Origin of the sequence: Listeria farberi (assembly GCF_014229295.1) — a bacterium.
Classification (GTDB): Bacteria; Bacillota; Bacilli; order Lactobacillales; family Listeriaceae; genus Listeria; species Listeria farberi.
This window is the reverse complement of the sequence record NZ_JAARZL010000001.1, coordinates 847,969-865,351: the sequence shown is the minus strand read 5'-3', so window position 1 is coordinate 865,351 and position 17,383 is coordinate 847,969. Positions and strand designations below refer to the sequence as shown.

Annotated in this window: 14 protein-coding genes; 4 read left to right on the top strand and 10 right to left on the bottom strand. The window is 35.1% G+C overall.

The genetic code is table 11. The annotated features are described in order from the left end of the window. Nucleotides 1-42: 42 nt before the first annotated feature. The 6 genes from tagH to HCB38_RS04255 all read right to left on the bottom strand — a co-directional run bounded on the left by tagH (nucleotide 43) and on the right by HCB38_RS04255 (nucleotide 8,555). Nucleotides 43-1,053 (bottom strand): teichoic acids export ABC transporter ATP-binding subunit TagH, encoded by a 1,011-nt coding sequence (tagH, locus tag HCB38_RS04280; protein WP_185637642.1) that lies wholly within the window; start codon nucleotides 1,051-1,053, stop codon nucleotides 43-45. A 12-nt stretch (nucleotides 1,054-1,065) separates the two neighbouring features. After that, nucleotides 1,066-1,869 carry an ABC transporter permease gene (locus HCB38_RS04275; protein WP_185318464.1) on the bottom strand — a complete coding sequence of 268 codons (804 nt, stop codon included), beginning with the start codon at nucleotides 1,867-1,869 and terminating at the stop codon, nucleotides 1,066-1,068. Nucleotides 1,870-2,150: 281 nt separating this feature from the next. Then, nucleotides 2,151-3,044: an ABC transporter substrate-binding protein gene (locus HCB38_RS04270; RefSeq protein ID WP_185318463.1), complete on the bottom strand. Its 894-nt coding sequence runs from the start codon at nucleotides 3,042-3,044 to the stop codon at nucleotides 2,151-2,153. Between the two features lie 150 nt (nucleotides 3,045-3,194). Then, a complete protein-coding gene (locus tag HCB38_RS04265; protein WP_185318462.1) occupies nucleotides 3,195-6,635 on the bottom strand; it encodes a pyruvate carboxylase in 3,441 nt (1,146 codons plus the stop codon). A gap of 274 nt (nucleotides 6,636-6,909) precedes the next feature. Then, nucleotides 6,910-8,103 (bottom strand): FtsW/RodA/SpoVE family cell cycle protein, encoded by a 1,194-nt coding sequence (locus HCB38_RS04260; RefSeq protein WP_185619011.1) that lies wholly within the window; start codon nucleotides 8,101-8,103, stop codon nucleotides 6,910-6,912. 170 nt (nucleotides 8,104-8,273) lie between these two features. Further along, nucleotides 8,274-8,555, bottom strand: a complete 282-nt coding sequence (locus HCB38_RS04255; RefSeq protein ID WP_185318460.1) for an Fpa/YlaN family protein — start codon at nucleotides 8,553-8,555, stop codon at nucleotides 8,274-8,276. 206 nt (nucleotides 8,556-8,761) lie between these two features. Between HCB38_RS04255 and HCB38_RS04250 the strand changes: the two genes are divergently transcribed. Beyond that, a complete protein-coding gene (locus tag HCB38_RS04250) occupies nucleotides 8,762-8,992 on the top strand; it encodes a YlaI family protein (RefSeq protein WP_185318459.1) in 231 nt (76 codons plus the stop codon). A gap of 119 nt (nucleotides 8,993-9,111) precedes the next feature. Here HCB38_RS04250 and HCB38_RS04245 read toward each other — a convergent pair whose 3' ends face one another. Further along, nucleotides 9,112-9,969, bottom strand: a complete 858-nt coding sequence (locus tag HCB38_RS04245; RefSeq protein ID WP_185318458.1) for a DUF5068 domain-containing protein — start codon at nucleotides 9,967-9,969, stop codon at nucleotides 9,112-9,114. A gap of 187 nt (nucleotides 9,970-10,156) precedes the next feature. On the opposite strand from HCB38_RS04245, the gene HCB38_RS04240 reads away from it, so the two are divergent. Further along, complete coding sequence (locus tag HCB38_RS04240) at nucleotides 10,157-11,977, top strand: N-acetylmuramoyl-L-alanine amidase (RefSeq protein ID WP_185637640.1); 1,821 nt, start codon at nucleotides 10,157-10,159, stop codon at nucleotides 11,975-11,977. 113 nt (nucleotides 11,978-12,090) lie between these two features. On the opposite strand, the gene typA is transcribed toward HCB38_RS04240, so the two are convergent. Continuing rightward, nucleotides 12,091-13,929: a translational GTPase TypA gene (typA, locus tag HCB38_RS04235; protein ID WP_003730092.1), complete on the bottom strand. Its 1,839-nt coding sequence runs from the start codon at nucleotides 13,927-13,929 to the stop codon at nucleotides 12,091-12,093. A gap of 191 nt (nucleotides 13,930-14,120) precedes the next feature. After that, a complete protein-coding gene (locus HCB38_RS04230) occupies nucleotides 14,121-14,894 on the bottom strand; it encodes an inositol monophosphatase family protein (protein ID WP_185637638.1) in 774 nt (257 codons plus the stop codon). A 131-nt stretch (nucleotides 14,895-15,025) separates the two neighbouring features. Between HCB38_RS04230 and HCB38_RS04225 the strand changes: the two genes are divergently transcribed. Together HCB38_RS04225 and HCB38_RS04220 are read left to right on the top strand one after the other, a co-directional pair. Next, nucleotides 15,026-15,640 carry a YktB family protein gene (locus HCB38_RS04225; RefSeq protein WP_185637636.1) on the top strand — a complete coding sequence of 205 codons (615 nt, stop codon included), beginning with the start codon at nucleotides 15,026-15,028 and terminating at the stop codon, nucleotides 15,638-15,640. 200 nt (nucleotides 15,641-15,840) lie between these two features. After that, nucleotides 15,841-16,785 (top strand): magnesium transporter CorA family protein, encoded by a 945-nt coding sequence (locus HCB38_RS04220; RefSeq protein WP_003736222.1) that lies wholly within the window; start codon nucleotides 15,841-15,843, stop codon nucleotides 16,783-16,785. 51 nt (nucleotides 16,786-16,836) lie between these two features. Here the strand turns inward: HCB38_RS04220 and HCB38_RS04215 are convergent, their stop codons facing one another. After that, on the bottom strand, nucleotides 16,837-17,367 hold the full coding sequence (locus HCB38_RS04215) for a DsbA family protein (protein WP_185637633.1): 531 nt from the start codon (nucleotides 17,365-17,367) through the stop codon (nucleotides 16,837-16,839). Between the last annotated feature and the right edge of the window lie 16 nt (nucleotides 17,368-17,383).

The window sequence follows — 17,383 nt, the reverse complement described above, 5'->3', positions numbered from 1 at the left end:
TGAAAATCCCCGCCTACGAAGTACCGTAAGCGGGGATTTTCATTATAATTTGCTTTCTATAAGGTTCTTATCTATATAAACCACTTGTTCTTCTTGATGATTAGAACCTTCGCTAATCAGTCCTTTAAAGGATTTACCAGTTGCAACGAGTGAAGCAAATAACACAGTAAGTACTATTAATACTGTTAAAAAGCATTTATCAAATAGTGTTAAACGATATTTATCTGCGTTTGGATTTGGGTAAACCTTTTTCTGAGGAGCTTTTTGATGCTCTTTATGTTCTTTTTGATATTTTTTCTTGTAGTCATTTGGTTGTTTGTTAAACCATTTTACAAATTCATCATATTTCTGAGCAACTTCTTTCGCTTCACCCATTTCACGAATTTCACCGTGATGCATCCAGATGATTCTGTCACACAAACTTTTAACTTGTCCAAGCGAGTGACTGACAAATACGATAGTTTTTCCACGTGCTTTAAATTCATTTATTTTATTAACACATTTTTCATAAAAAGTTTGGTCCCCTACAGATAAAGCTTCATCAATAACCAAAATATCAGGATTTGTATGCACGGATATTGCAAAACCTAAACGTGACCGCATACCACTTGAATAATTTTTGATTGGTTGATTAATGAAATCACCAATATCAGCAAATTCAATAATACTAGGCATTAGCTTGTTAATTTGGGAACTTTTCATGCCATGCATAAGTAATTTTAAGCGGATGTTCTCATAGCCTGTCAAGGGACCTTTTAGCCCTACCGCAATGGCAATTAAAGAAGTTTCTCCATTAATAACGACTTCACCTTGTGTTGGAGGGATAACACCTGACATAATACTAGATATTGTTGATTTACCAGAACCATTAATCCCGATTAAACCAACTGTTTCACCATCATGAATATCAAAAGAAACATCTCGTAACGCCCAAAAGGATTGCATTTTTTGACTTTTCGGCATAAACAAGCCTTTAATCTTATCTGATTTATTTTGATAGAGGTCATATTCTTTCGACACATGTTTAAATGCAACTTTAATTTTTTTATCCATCTGTCTAACCTCCTATAAATAATCCACGAAGCGTTCGCGGAATTTCATGTGTAGTGTCGCACCGACAAATAGTAATGTCAGAGTGATTAACCAAAAATACATCGTGTATGACGGTGATTCCCAAAATCCACGGTTCATTAAGAATGTTTCTCTAAATCCGTTAACAACATAATAAATTGGATTTAGTTTTAAGACATTTACCAACCACTGCGGTAACATTGTCTCTAAATTCCAAACAATACCAGACATGTAAAAAAGTACACGCATAACGGATTGCAACATAATATAATAGTCTCTTACCAATACACTGATCGTTGCATTAAATAATGTAACACTATACAGAAAAGCAATCATCGCTACAAAATAATACAAATATTGTCCCCAAAAAATGGTAATAGGTGTTCCGTTAATTGCAAACAATCCTAATAAAATCAGCATCATCGTAAAATAACTTGTTAAATTAGAAACAATCGTTATATTCGGTAGGATACTCATTGGAAAATTCATTTTTGAAACCATATTTATTTTATTGTAAATACTATTCGCACCTTGTAAAATTACTGCGCTAATGAAGAACCACGGAATGATACCAGCAAGCATCCATTCAATGTAACTTGCTCCAGAACCAGATTTTGCATTCATTGCGAACCCAAACACAAAATAATAAATAGCGATTTGGATTAATGGATTTAAAATTTGCCAAGCTAGTCCTAGATAGTGGCTTTGGTATGTAGCCTTATCTTCATAGCGCGCAATGCGAAATATCATTGGTAAATTTTTAATTTGTTCTTTAATGACTTCCATAACTTGTTTCACAAAAACACTTCTTCCCGAAAAATAATATGGTTTTAAAAACCAGATTCAGCTCACTATTTACTTATAGGCAACTCCTCCACTTAAAACCAAGTACACTTTGCTTGTATTATTTGTCGTCTAAGTTGCCGTATTCTTGCGGTTTATGCATGATCTTCTAAGTGTAAATTGCTTTCTTTATTAGGTGAATCACTTTACTCATAAGCATTAGTAAAAAATCCACCCTATGTTAAATTACCTTAAAAGTCGTTTTTTGTAAAGCTTCTTCTGTCATTATCAAAGAATTAGTTTTCCAAAACTGCCTGAATATCTGCTGCACCTTCTAATAACCTTGGTCCAGGACGACTTAATTTATTCGCATCCATTTCAAAAATTTGCTCATTTTTTACAGCTGGAAGATCTTTCCAAGCATCACGTTTTAAAATAGTTGCTTTTGCATCTGGATAAACTGATAAAATCATATCTGGTTTTAATTCGACAACTTTCTCTTCATTATATGGAATAAAGCCTGATTCGGTAACAATATTTTTCCCACCAGCGAGTTCAAGCATTTCATTCATAAATGTTCCTTTACCTGCCGTGTATAAGTCTGGGCTAATTTCAATCCACACTTTTGGAGATGTTTTTAGTTCTTTGGCTTTTTTTTCAATAGTTGCTTTTTGTTTTTCCATAGATGCTGTTACACTTTTAGCTTGTTTCTCTTTTCCAGTTAACTTACCAATTGTTTGAATGGAATTTTCGACTTCTTTTAGATTAGTCGCATCTGGAACAACAAATACATTAATACCTGCTTCTTTTAATAATTGGTAAGCATCTTTCTCAGTAGCAAGCATAGATTCATGACCGAGCACTAAATCTGGTTTAAGTGCGATGATTTTTTCTGTGTCTACAGTAGTTGAAGTAACTTTCTCAATTTTTTGGGCTTCTTTCGGATAATCATCGTACGCAGAAACACCTTTTACTTTATCTCCCAAGTCTAAAGCGAACAAAATTTCTGTGTTGCTTGGTATCAATGAAACGATTTTTTCTGGAGTTTCTTTTAAAGTGATTTTTTCTTTAGTAGCATCTGTTACTTCAATTTTTTCTGTTTTTTCTGTAGGTGCTTTTGTTTCCGTATTCCCGCATGCAGTTAAAATCGCAAGTAATAAAACTACGGCAATTCCTTTGAACCATTTCATATGTATGTTCTCCTTTTTTAGAAAAAACGGGTGTGAAATATAGCGCTATGGATTCGAAAAAACGTCTGTTTACTACGTTTAAAATCTCGATATTTAAAGTTGTTACTTTAAATTAGCGCTATATTCCCACCCGTTAGTCACTTATGTTTTTTAAATTCTGTTTACTTCAATTAATAAATCACCAGATTCGATTGTATCACCGTCAGAAACATAAATGCTACTAACTTCTCCATCGAATGGCGCTTGAATGGTTGTTTCCATTTTCATTGCTTCTGTGATTAATAATGGATCACCTTTTTTCACAGAATCGCCTTTTTTCACAACAACTTGGATAACGGAACCTGTCATTGTAGCTCCAACATGTTCAGGGTTTGTTGTATCAATTTTACGGCGGGCAATAACTGTTGATTGAACATTCATATCTTGGATGTTGATTTCACGTGGTTGACCATTTAGTTCGAAATAAATGACACGTGTTCCATCCGCAATTGGTTCACCGATAGAATTAAGCTTGATAAGAAGGATTTTTCCTTTTTCAAGTTCTACTTCAATCGTTTCACCTAAGCGCATACCTTTGTAAAATGTTGGTGTATCAAGGACTGTTACATCACCATATTTACTTATCATCTCTTGATAATCTAGGAATACTTTTGGATATAAAATATAGGAAATAACATCTTTTTCAGATGGTTCATAGCCCATTTTTTCTTTAAGTTCCACTTTGACTTCTGCAAAGTTAACTGGTTCCATTAAAGCTCCGGGACGATCCGCAAGAGGTGTGCGTCCTTTGAGTACTAGTTTTTGAAGTTTTTCTGGGAAGCCGCCATATGGTTGACCAATTTCTCCCATAAAGAATTCGATAACGGAATCTGGGAAATCAATAGTATCGCCTTTTTCGTAGACATCTTCTTCTGAAAGTTCGTTTTGAACCATAAATAGTGCTAAGTCTCCAACAACTTTAGAAGATGGTGTCACTTTAACGATGTCTCCAAACATTTGGTTTACAACAGTATACATTTCTTTTACTTCATCCCAACGATCGCCAAGTCCGACAGCAATTGCTTGTTGTTGAAGGTTAGTATATTGACCACCTGGCATTTCATGAATATATACTTCTGTTTGAGGCGAATTAAGTGCGTTGTCAAAGTCTTTATAATAATGACGAACATCTTCCCAGTAATGATTAAGAATTTGGGAGTTTTGTGCATCTAGGTTAGTTTGGCGATTACCATTAACTAATCCATAATAAAGACCTGTCATACTTGGTTGGCTTGTCGCCCCACTCATCGCACTTGATGCTACATCAACAATGTCGACTCCTGCACTGACTGCCGCTGCATACGTATAAATACCATTACCGCTTGTGTCATGCGTATGAAGATGGATTGGCACATCTACTGTATCTTTTAGTTCACTAATTAAACGATAAGCCGCTTGTGGTTTTAAAAGCCCAGCCATATCTTTAATCCCTAAAATATGCGTACCTTGAGCAACTAGCTCTTTCGCCATATCTTTATAGTAATCAATTGTATATTTCGTTCTTGAGTCATCATCAATATCTCCTGTATAGCAGATTGTAGCCTCTACGACTTTCCCTGCTTCACGAACAGCATCAATTGACACTTCCATACCTTTAATCCAGTTTAAGCTATCAAACACCCTGAATACATCCACACCAGATTGCGCTGACTGCTTAACGAATTCGCGAATAACATTGTCTGGATAGTTTTTATATCCAACAGCATTAGCTCCGCGAAGTAGCATTTGGAACATCACATTTGGAATTTGTTTTCTAAGTGTTTCCAGGCGCACCCAAGGATCTTCATTTAAGAAGCGATATGCTACATCAAAAGTTGCCCCACCCCACATTTCAAATGAGAACATATTCGGTAATAAGTGAGCCATCGCATCTGCTATTTGGAAAATATCTTTTGATCGAACACGTGTCGCAAGTAAAGATTGGTGTGCATCCCGAAGTGTAGTGTCTGTTAAAAGTACTTCTTCTTGTTTTTTCACCCAGTCTACAACGCCTTCAGGACCTTTTGCATCCAGAATTTGTTTCGTTCCTGGTGCAATTTGTGAGCCATAAGGAATTTTAGGTAAACGCGGCTCTGTGTACACAGGTTTGTCACGATGCTTAATTCCTGGGAAGCCATTTACCGTTACATTACCAATATAGCGTAATGTTTTCGTACCACGGTCGCGAATATGTGGAAATTTAAATAGTTCAGGCGTCGTATCAATAAAGCTTGTATTATAATTACCACTTGCAAAATCCGGATGACGAACAACATTTAATAAGAAAGGAATATTTGTTTTCACACCGCGGATACGGAATTCAATCAAGTTGCGGCGCATTTTGCGGGTAGCTTGCTCAAAAGTCATGCCCCAAGTACATAGTTTTACAAGTAAAGAATCATAAAACGGTGTTACAACTGTTCCTTGGAAACCATTACCGGCATCCAAACGAACACCAAATCCACCCGTAGAACGATATGTGTCTACTCGGCCCGTATCTGGCATAAAATTATTAAGCGGATCTTCTGTTGTGATACGGCTTTGAATTGCAGAGCCGTGAATATGGATGTCTTCTTGTTTAGGAATAGCCACTAGTTGATCATGAAGCGCATATCCGTCTGCAATGAATAATTGCGATTGAACTATATCAATCCCAGTAATCATTTCCGTAATTGTATGCTCTACTTGTACACGAGGATTTACTTCAATAAAGTAAAAATTATCGCCTTCAACTAGAAATTCTACTGTTCCTGCATTGATATAATCAACATTCTTCATTAATTTAACTGCTGCGTCACAAATACGATTACGAAGTTCAGAAGTAATCGCATTACACGGAGCAACTTCTACTACTTTTTGATGACGACGTTGAATGGAACAATCACGTTCAAATAAGTGAACGATATTACCGTGAGTGTCACCAAGGATTTGTACTTCAATATGTTTTGGATTCATCACACATTTTTCTACGTATACTTCATCGTTTCCGAAAGCGGCTTTTGCTTCAGAAGACGCACGCTCAAAACTTTCTTTCACATGTTCTTTCGATTCAACGACACGCATGCCACGACCGCCGCCTCCAAGAGAAGCTTTAATCATTAATGGATAGCCGTTCTTTTCACCGAACTCTTCTACTTCTTTAATGCCAGCTACTGGGCCATCACTGCCTGGAATTACTGGAATATCAGCTAATAGAGCTTGTTCTTTTGCTTTTATTTTATCGCCAAACATATCTAGGTGTTTTGATTTAGGACCAACGAAAATAATGCCTTCTTGCTCACAACGACGAGCAAATTCAATGTTTTCGGACAAGAAACCATATCCCGGATGAATCGCGTCTGCACCAGATTCTTTAGCAATTTCAATGATGTTTTCGATATCTAGATACGCATCAATAGGCTTTTTCCCTGCTCCAACCAGATAGGCTTCATCTGATTTATACCGGTGAAAACTTCCGGTATCTTCTTGTGAATAAATAGCCACTGTTTTGATTTTGAGTTCAGTACATGCACGCATAACGCGGATAGCAATTTCTCCACGGTTTGCTACTAATACTTTTTTAATTCGATTCATTTTTTTCCTCCTAACCAACACTGATCTGTTCTATACTTGATACGTTGCCTAAATGGACAAAATGATTATGTACACTTTTAAGCTCTCCCTTTTTTAGGCTGTAAAACGGTATATAACTTCAATTATAGTATTAAATACCATCAGATGTAAATTATTTTCTTTCTAAATATTTAAAACAATATCGAAAACACGAATAAACTGGCTATAAAACGCCAATAACATGCGGTAAAACTAAAAAAGAAAAAGCCAATTAAATGACTTTTTCAATCAAGATTTATCGGCTTTTTTGCATCTCTTTTTTTGAACCATCTGCACTATACAAACGGTGGTATTTATTAAACATCGAAATATTAGCCACAATTCCTAGCATCATAGAAAGTACCATCAATGAAGAACCACCGTAACTAATAAATGGAAGTGTTACCCCAGTAAGAGGGATAAGTCCGCTTGCCCCGCCTAAATTAATAAATGCTTGAATTGCAATCAAACTCGCAATCCCATAGCACATCAAGGAAGCAAAAGGATCTTTCGCCCTAAGTCCGGTACTAATCGTTTTAAAAATGAGAAAGAATAGCGCTAAAATGATAAACATAACGCCAAAAACGCCTAGCTCTTCTGCAACAACCGCTATAATAAAATCGGTATGTGCTTCTGGTAAATACCCTAGTTTTTGAACACTTTCTCCAAGCCCTTGCCCTGAAACTCCACCAGAACCGATAGCGTAAAATGAATTAATTAATTGATGTCCTTCTTTATCCGCATATTCAAACGGATTCATAAAAGTAGTGATACGTGCTACTTTAGTTGGTGAAACGATATCATTTCTAATTTCTTTGGGTAGTGCAAATAAAATGAGTGTAAGAAGAACAATGACACCCATGCCAATTCCGATTAATTTCATAATCGTTCGAAGACGCATACCAGAAGTAATAATTATGCAACAACCTACTAAGAAAATAATAAATGCAGTTCCAGTATCTGGTTGAATAGCAATTAAAAAGCAGACAAATGCTAGAAAGAAAATGGGGGGTAATACACCACGATTAAAATCATCTATATAGCTTTGTTTCTTTGCGTAAATTGCTGACATATAAATAATTACTGCTAGTTTTGCAAATTCACCAGGTTGAAGTGAACGAGGACCTACAACAAACCAACTATTTGCGTTATTGACAGTTTTACCTACGAGAAAAATTAATAATAGGACGCCAATTGTACCAAATACAATTAACATTAACACCTTATTATTTTGATAAAACTTAAAAGGTACTAAGGCAAATAGCAGGAAAAAAATAAAACTAATAATAAAGTTTTTTACTTGTCGTGCATAAAAATAATCTGCAGGTAAATCTTTACCAATTGCAAGAGACCAACTAGCGCTATAAATCATAATAATTCCAAATAAACATAGAACTACAAATGCAACTATAAATGTATAATCATAAGATTTTAAAATTCGTTTTAACATTAGCATCGTCCAATCCCTGAGAAGTTAATATCCCATCTTGTTTTCTATTCTTTCTATTATAAAGGAAAAGACTAGAAAATGAAAAGGGGAATCACCTCCATCTTTTGGCTCATTTTTTCTAGAAATAAAAAAGATGCCTGAAAAAATCAGTCATCTTTTCAATGAATAGATTATTTTTTGCTCATTGATAATTCGTGCAAAGTGGATAATTCTTTCTCCAGAGTGGAAATCAAGTTCTTTCCTTCCTCTGGCTCAATTAAACCTAGTCGGGTTGCAAAGTTAATTTCCCGTGATAAACCATACATTTGCGTGTCAAGTACTTCTTCGTATGCTGGACATTGTGGTAATGTTAGATTATCCATTTGGACTTTAATCAATTGTAAGATTCGTTTTGCATCTTGTTTCAGAAGCTCCACAGCCTCTTCTCTGTGATCTTTCTTTTTGTTTGCCATCACAGAACCCCCTATTCATACGCTAAAGAGCGCTTTATTTTCAGCTTAAGGCAAATTTCCTTAAGAAAATTTTATACTAGATAATAACAGTATAGCATAATTTGAAAGCCACGCAAGCACGAATAAAGTAAATTTTTTTGAAAAATTAGCTTTTATTCACCTTTTTAGATAATAATGCTATAATACTTGTGTGAGGTGAAGATAAATTGAATGCAAAATGTATCTTATGCGAACGTGTAGACGAACTAGACAATCGTGAATTTAAAACAAAACAATTGCGTAATAAACCTATTAAAATGTATTTGTGCCCTGAATGTGAACATCGCGTAGCTGTTAATACTATTAGTCGTGTTAATTCTGGTCATTTTAATTTTCATAAACCAATTGTAATGTCGAATAGTGAGTTAAAGAATTTAATTGAAAGTACTGATAAATAAAAAACTAATAGCTTTAGCCCTTCTTGGAACTAAACAAAATACACCTCTATTTTTAGAGGTGTATTTTTCAATTTTGCTGAAATCAACATATAATAAGCAAGCTTTTTATAATTTATATATTATTTACTAATAGGAAATTTTAATGACATGTTCCCTTTAGTTGTTACTTTAATAGCTGGCGAATTAAAATCATTTGGATTGTTAGCAATTAATGTTGTATCCTGTTTTAATTTTTCATAATCTTCCTCATTTAACATGTATGTTATATAGCCTTCTTGTTTTGTCATTCCAGAAAATGCTTCTCTAGTATGGTTTAATTGCTTATCTATTGGTATAAAATTCTCTAGACTACCACCTTTTGAAATACCTGTTGCATTTAACGAAATATGATCCGCTTTATAATTTATAGTGGAATTAGTTGTATTTTGTATGATGATGTCTAACGTAATCACATATCCATCGCGTCTACCTAAATAAGATTCTGGTGAATAAGCATCAATTTGTTTATCAGATCCAGTAACACTCTCTACTTTATACTTGCTAATAGTTATATTAAGCGGTCCAAAAAAGAGCATTTTAGGACTTGTATTGGTATAAACTGTTGTTACATTACCGCCAGTAATTGGAAGAGTAGCTGATTTATTAAATGTAGCTAAAGAGATAGAGCTTTCTGCTGGTACTGCTTTTGTTTCTGTACTTTTTTCTGATTTTTGTGTTGCTTCTTCTTTTTTAGGCTGTTCATTCTTAATAGATGCCTTATTCTTTTCAGGTGTCCCTTCTGTTTGTTCTTGTGCTTTTTCAGCACTTTTATCCGCTGCTTCTTTACGCTTAGGTTCTTTTGATTTATTTTTTTCTACTTCTGTATTTTTGGATGTTTCTTTTTGTGCTTCTTTATCAGGGTTATCATTATCTCCGCTTCCACAAGCCGTTAACAAACTTATTCCAAAAATAAGAAAAACAAGACTTAGCTTTTTCACCTGAATCACTCCTAACAACTCATTATTTTATTCCTACTACTATTATCTATTACTTTTGGCGGTCTTGTCTAGGATAAACGACTTAATTTTATATCGTTTTGTTTACAGTTTATTATATAGACTATACTTTTGTAATAAAATCAGATATTCTTTAATGTATAATTAAATTTTAGAAGGGATTTTTGTATTGAATATTAAAAGAACATGTATCACTATTATTTTAGGTTTGACACTTTTGACAACTTTTTCACTACCTACAACCGCATCAGCTGAGGATTCTACTACCAACGCTCCTATAGATGCTGAAACAATTCTAAATGATGATACAAATGAATCCATTTATACTCCAAAAGAACAGAGTGAAGCAGATAAAGAAGAGGCAAAAACAAAACCATCTGAAGAAGTGAATTCAGGAGGAGAAGCTAAAACAAGTGCTCGTCTTTTTTCTGGTGTACAAGCCCTTTCTTCTGCTAATCAATATATTATTAATCAAAAGTATACTAATCCAGTAATTGAGCAGCAGATAAAGAACTTTGACAGATTTGTTTATAAAGATGGTTATGGCAAGCCGAGAGGATTTGTAGTACACGAAACTGCAAATGATAATTCGACAATCACTGGTGAAATTAATTATATGACCAACAATTGGCGCAATGCATTTGTTCATACATTTGTCGATAGCAGTCGTATCATACAAATCCATCCCACCGAATATGCTGTTTGGGGAGCGGGCGCAAAAGCTAATCCTTATTTTATTCAATCAGAGTTAGTTCGTGAAAAAACAAAAGAAAAATTTTATAAATCAGTAAACAATGATGCATATTATGTGGCTTATAATTTAAAACAATACGGTTTGAAACCTGTAAATGCCCACAATACTGGCATTGGAACTGTTTGGTCCCACGATGCTGTAAGCCGCTATTTGGGTGGAACAGATCATGGTGATCCAGTTTCTTATTTTGCCAAATGGGGATATAGTTTTAATGAATTTTTTGACTTAGTTAATTACAAATACAATGAACTTACTGTTCCAGCTTTAAAAACGTATTATGCAAAATCTGCTATTAGTCTTCGAACAACTGCAGATTGGGGAAGTAGTATATTAATTAACATCCCTGAAGGTGAAAAAGTAACTATTGATGAAAATTCCGTTACTCAAGATGGATTTTATAAAGTTAATTATGGTGGCAAAACAGGTTGGATGAAACTAGGATATTTTTCAAAAGATCCTGTACTTCAAACTTATTATTCCGCTTCTCAAATAAACTTAAGAAGTTCACCATCATGGAATAGTTCAATTAAAGGAACACTTCCAACAAATGCAAAAGTTATCATTAACACTTCTACAAACACAGATGGTTTTTATAAAGTTAATTACAATGGAATGATTGGCTGGATGAAATTATCTTACTTTGCAAGTAAACCTACATTAGAAGATGTTTACGCAAAATCAGCCATTAATTTAAGAACAGAAGCTAGCTGGGACAGCCCTATCGCTTTCACTATTAATGAAGGCGATAAAGGTACTCTAAATAATACAACTGGTAAAAATGGCTTTTATCAAGTTACAGTAAACGGAAAAGTTGGTTGGATGAAACGAGAGTATTTCGCTAGTCAACCTGTACTTGAAACACTTTATGCTGCTTCTGAACTTAATTTACGTTCAAAACCAGATTGGAACAGTTCAGTTTCTGCAACACTTCCTGTAAATACCCAAGTTAAACTTAATAACACAACATTAACTAACGGATTCTACCAAGTCACTGCAAATGGAAAAGTAGGCTGGATGAAACGAAACTATTTCTCTACTACTTCTGTTTTAGAAACACTTTATGCAGCAGACGCAATAAACTTACGTCAAAGTCCTTCTTGGGATAGTGCCGTTGTTGTGAATATACCTAAAGGAGCAAAAGTGTTCCTAAATAATACGACTCTTACGAATGATTTCTATCAAATCACGTATAATGGTAAAACGGGTTGGATGAAACGCGGGTATTTTGTAAAATAAGTATTAAATAAAAAATAGCTATAACCAACTAATTGGTTATAGCTATTTTTTATTATATTTATTCATAAAAAAACTGGTTGATAATTTAATATTATCAACCAGACATTAAAAAATTATTCAGCAGTTTTTGAACGTTTTGCTGCTTTTTCACGTTCGTTTTTGTTTAGAATTTTTTTACGTAAACGGATGGATTCTGGTGTTACTTCACAATATTCATCTTCGTTTAGGAATTCTAATGATTCTTCTAGTGATAAGTGACGAGGTTTTTTAATTACGTTTGTTTGGTCTTTGTTAGCAGAACGAATGTTAGTCATTTGTTTTGCTTTTACAATGTTTACAGCGATATCGCCTTCACGGTTGTTTTCTCCAACGATCATACCTTCGTAAATATCAGTACCTGGCTCTACAAAAATAGTACCACGGTCTTCTACTTGCATTGTTCCGTAAGTAGTAGATTTACCAGTTTCCATGGATACAAGAACACCACGGCTACGTCCACCAACGCGACCTTTTTGGATTGGTTGGTAGCTATCGAAGGTATGGTTGATAATACCATAACCACGAGTCATGGAAAGGAAATCCGTTGTATAACCGATTAAGCCACGAGCTGGAACCATGAATTGTAAACGAACTTGACCGTTGCCGTCGTTAATCATGTTTTTCATTTCGCCTTTACGTTGGCTGATAGATTCAATTACAGAACCCATGAATTCTTCTGGAGTATCAATTTGAACATCTTCTACTGGTTCACATTTCACGCCATCAATTTCACGGATGATTACTTCTGGTTTAGAAACTTGTAATTCATAACCTTCGCGGCGCATTGTTTCAATCAGAATGGATAAATGAAGCTCACCACGGCCTGAAACTACCCAAGCGTCTGGGGAAGCTGTTGGTTCAACGCGTAAAGATACATCCGTTTGAAGTTCTGCAAGTAAGCGTTCTTCAATTTTACGGCTTGTCACATGTTTACCTTCACGACCCGCGAAAGGACTATTATTTGTTACAAAAGTCATTTGCAAAGTTGGTTCGTCGATACGTAATAATGGAAGTGCTTCTTGGTGGTCGAATGGTGTTACTGTTTCACCAACGAAGATGTCTTCCATTCCTGCAAGTGCTACTAAATCACCCGCTTTTGCTTCTTTAATTTCGTCACGTTTTAGTCCGAAGAAACCGAACATTTTCGTTACACGGAATTGTTTTACTGTGCCATCAAGTTTAATTAAAGCAACTGTTTGTCCTACGTGCATTGTTCCGCGGAATACACGGCCAATACCAATACGGCCTACATAGTCGTTGTAATCAAGTAATGATACTTGGAATTGTAAAGGTTCGTCGCTATTATCAACTGGGGCAGGAATATGTTCGATAATAGTGTCTAAAAGTGGTTTCATTGTTTCTTTTTGTTCTGCTGGATCGGAATCATAACTTGAAGTTCCGTTGATGGCAGAAGCATAAACCACTGGGAATTCTAATTGATCGTCATTCGCACCTAGTTCGATGAAAAGTTCTAATACTTCATCAACAACTTCTTCTGGACGAGCAAAGTCACGATCAATTTTGTTTACTACAACAATCGGTGTAAGGTCTTGTTCTAGTGCTTTTTTTAGTACAAAACGTGTTTGAGGCATAGTACCTTCATACGCGTCCACTACTAAAAGAACACCGTCAACCATTTTCATGATACGTTCTACTTCTCCACCGAAATCGGCGTGTCCAGGTGTATCCATGATGTTTACGCGTGTATCTTCATACTTAATTGCTGTATTTTTCGCTAAAATTGTAATACCGCGTTCTCTTTCTAAATCATTGTTGTCCATTGCACGTTCAGCAACTGTTTCATTGTCGCGGAAAGTACCTGATTGGCGTAGTAATTGGTCTACTAGAGTCGTTTTACCATGGTCAACGTGGGCTATAATTGCTACATTACGAATATCATTTCTTAAATTCAATCTTGTTTCCTCCTAAATTAAAAATCCAAACATTTATCGTGAAGATTAGCCAAAAGAAAGAGGAAAATAGATTTATTTTCCTCCGTCGCTATCGTCTCGTTTAAATCAACTTACCTATTATAGCATAGCTAAGCGGATTTGGCACGATTTTTATTTTCTGAAAACGCATTTTTTTATGTTGAGCGCTTTCTTTAAGGCAGGTAGTTATCTAATAAGGTTTGATGAATTTTCGGTGCTGCTACAATGGAACTTCCTTTTTCTAACATATTGATTTTTGTTCCATCAATTCGGGTAACAATTCCCCCTAATTCTTCCACAATAATTTTCCCAGCAGCTATATCCCACGGCGCTAAATTAGCAGAAAGGTATGCCCCTGCTCGTCCGGTTGCAACATCCATATATTCAAGTGATGCTGCACCGTGAAGTCTTAACCCTCTTGAAACTTTCACTGCTTCCCACATATTCGGGAATTTTCTGGTAACACTTAAGTTAGCTATTAGTAAGGCATCTGCTAAATCCATTGTTTTATTTATTTTAGGAATCGGTTTGCCATTGACTGTCGCACCTTTTCCTTTTTCAGCGAAGTATAGTTCATCACGCTCCACATCATAAATATAAGCTAATTGCCCAATGCCATCTTGATAAATCGCAAGGGAAATGGCAAAATCTCGTTGTTGCTCCACAAAATTAAGCGTCCCGTCTATCGGATCAAGAATCCAAACTATACCATTTAAATCAGTGACATCATCCGACATGCCCTCTTCTCCAAATAAGCGATGATTTGGGAAATGTGCTTTAATTTGTTTCGCAAAAAAAACTTCTGTTTCTTTATCCATATTGGTTACTAAATCATTTCGGCCGCTTTTTACATCAATATCTAATGTTTCTTTAAAAGACTGCTTAATTTTTGCTGCTGCTTCCATAATCCATAACTTAGCTAAATAATCTATTTTTTCACTGTCCACGCTAACACCTCTTTTAGACTCGTTTTGTTTATTTTATCACAAAAATGAATTATCTGAATAGAACAAGATTCTTTCACTTAGAACTTAACTTCCGTATAATGAAACTATATGCAGAATTAGGAGGAAAACAGATGACTTTTAAAGGCTTTAGTAAGAAAGATTTTAAAACAATGCAAATCCCTGGTCTTGACGCACGTATGACGGGAATACAAAATGATATTCAGCCGAAATTTAAAACTATTGGAGAAGAATTAACTACTTATTTAAGTGCCAAACTTGGCGATGAAATGTTTTTACATATTGCTCGTCACCAAAGACGTTCGGTTAACCCACCTGAAAGCACATGGCTTGCGATTTGCCACGATAAACGCGGTTATAAAAAACATCCTCATTTTCAAGTAGGTCTATTTGATAATTATTTATTCATCTGGCTCGCTTTTATTTATGAAAATGAAGAAAGTGCAAAAATCGCCAATCGCTTTTTGAGAGAAAAGAAACTACTTGCGGAGTTACCTGATACATTTGCGATTTCGCCAGATCACACGGAAGAGAAAACATACCCGGTGCATGGTGGTCAACTTGATGCAACGCTTAAACGATTCCGTGATGTTAAAAAAGGAGAATTTTTGATAGGAAAAATTTATCTACCAGATGATAGCCATTTATCCCCTGGAAAAGACTTCATCAAAGAAACTGAAATGGTACTTGATGAGCTTATTCCGCTTTATAAGGCTGCTCTTCAATAAAAGATGTACAAATGACTATAATCTAGGTATAATGGTAGAGTTGTGAATTACTATGGTTTGAAGGAGTTGAGGAACGTGAAAAAGGAGCAGCAAACAGCAAGTGACCCTGGTCCACATCGAAGTATTCATACAGGTGATTTTTCACGGGAACGATACTCTAGCCGCGTGAAATTTACCTGTTAAAAAAGGAGGTAAAAAGCATGCATCAAATTTTCAAATCAGATGAAAACGGCAAGTTAATTGAATTAGAAGAAGTAACACGCAATTGTTGGATTAATATCGTTGCCCCTACTTCTGAAGAAATTAATAAAATCGCCGATAACTATGAAATTCCACTTGAGTTCTTAGAAGACCCACTAGATAAAGATGAAAGTGCCCGGATTGAACGCGATGACGACTCGGATTCTGTTTTAATCGTGTGTGACTTTCCGGTAGTCGATGAAGATGATATTCATTACGCTTCATTTGAAACTATTCCGATGGGGATTATTATTACAAAAGACTACTTTATTACGATTTGTACGATTGATTCTTCTATTGTACAATCCTTTATTAGAAACCGTATTAAAGGCTTTTATACGCACATGAAAACACGATTTGCCTTACAAATTTTATATATGATTTCTACTACTTTCTTGCGTCACTTAAAACGCTTGAATCGTCAAACAGATGAAATCGAAAAAGAGCTACATGAATCCATGAAAAATAAACAGCTTTATGATTTAATGGGAATTGAAAAAAGTTTAGTTTACTTTGTCACTGCCCTTAAATCGAATAAAGTCGTACTTGATAAAATGATGCGCCAAAATATCGTTAAAATGTACGAGGAAGATCAAGACTTATTAGAAGATGTTATTATTGAAAATCGCCAAGGTATTGAAATGGCGGAAGTCCACTCGAATATTTTGAGCGGGATGATGGATGCCTATGCTTCAATTATCTCGAACAATATGAATATCGTGATGAAATTTCTTACTTCTTTTACCATCATCTTGACGATTCCAACGATGGTTTTTAGTTTTTATGGAATGAACGTAAAATTACCGTTTATGGAAACACCTTTAGCTTGGATATTAACGCTTGGTTTTGCTTTTGGAATTGCCGGAGCGCTTGCGATTGTATTCTGGCGGAGGAAATTCTTTTAAAATAAAAAACGAATGTATTGTCTAAATTTATAGGCAATACATTCGTTTTTTTTATTTAGCTAATTCGCCATCAAGTAAGTCACGTAATTCTTCCGGACTAATATGCTCATCAAAAATATGTTCACCCACAATAACAGTCGGTACAAAAACGACATTTGCAGCGTTTGCTTCAGTGACGATTTTTTCTGATGCAGCTTTATTGTCTTGCTCTGTTAAGCCTAATTTGGATTCCATATAAGTAGCTACTTCATCAAGAGAAAGGCTACCCCATTCATCTTGCGTGCTATAGATTTTATTGATTGTTTCACGTGTTTTTTCTGGTTTAGAATAATCCAAGTAACGATGCGTCACATTTCCACGTTGTAAAGATTCTTTTTCTTTATCAAATGGTTTAATAATTAATTCGATTTTTCCTGCTTGAATATATTCCGTTAGAACGTCTTTAGATTTTTCATTCCACTCACGACAAAATGGGCAACGTAAGTTAATGAATGACATTACTTTAACCGGAGCTCCCTTTTCACCTACGTGTATTCCTGTTTCTGATGTTACTACTTCTGCTTTAATTTGACTAATATCCATGAAAAAATTTCCTCCT

Coding starts and splice junctions, on each gene's coding strand:
- tagH (WP_185637642.1), bottom strand. CDS start 1,053: ATGGATAAAAAAATTAAAGTTGCATTTAAACATGTGTCGAAAGAATAT.
- HCB38_RS04270 (WP_185318463.1), bottom strand. CDS start 3,044: ATGAAATGGTTCAAAGGAATTGCCGTAGTTTTATTACTTGCGATTTTA.
- HCB38_RS04265 (WP_185318462.1), bottom strand. CDS start 6,635: ATGAATCGAATTAAAAAAGTATTAGTAGCAAACCGTGGAGAAATTGCT.
- HCB38_RS04260 (WP_185619011.1), bottom strand. CDS start 8,103: ATGTTAAAACGAATTTTAAAATCTTATGATTATACATTTATAGTTGCA.
- HCB38_RS04255 (WP_185318460.1), bottom strand. CDS start 8,555: ATGGCAAACAAAAAGAAAGATCACAGAGAAGAGGCTGTGGAGCTTCTG.
- HCB38_RS04225 (WP_185637636.1), top strand. CDS start 15,026: ATGACTTTTAAAGGCTTTAGTAAGAAAGATTTTAAAACAATGCAAATC.
- HCB38_RS04220 (WP_003736222.1), top strand. CDS start 15,841: ATGCATCAAATTTTCAAATCAGATGAAAACGGCAAGTTAATTGAATTA.
- HCB38_RS04215 (WP_185637633.1), bottom strand. CDS start 17,367: ATGGATATTAGTCAAATTAAAGCAGAAGTAGTAACATCAGAAACAGGA.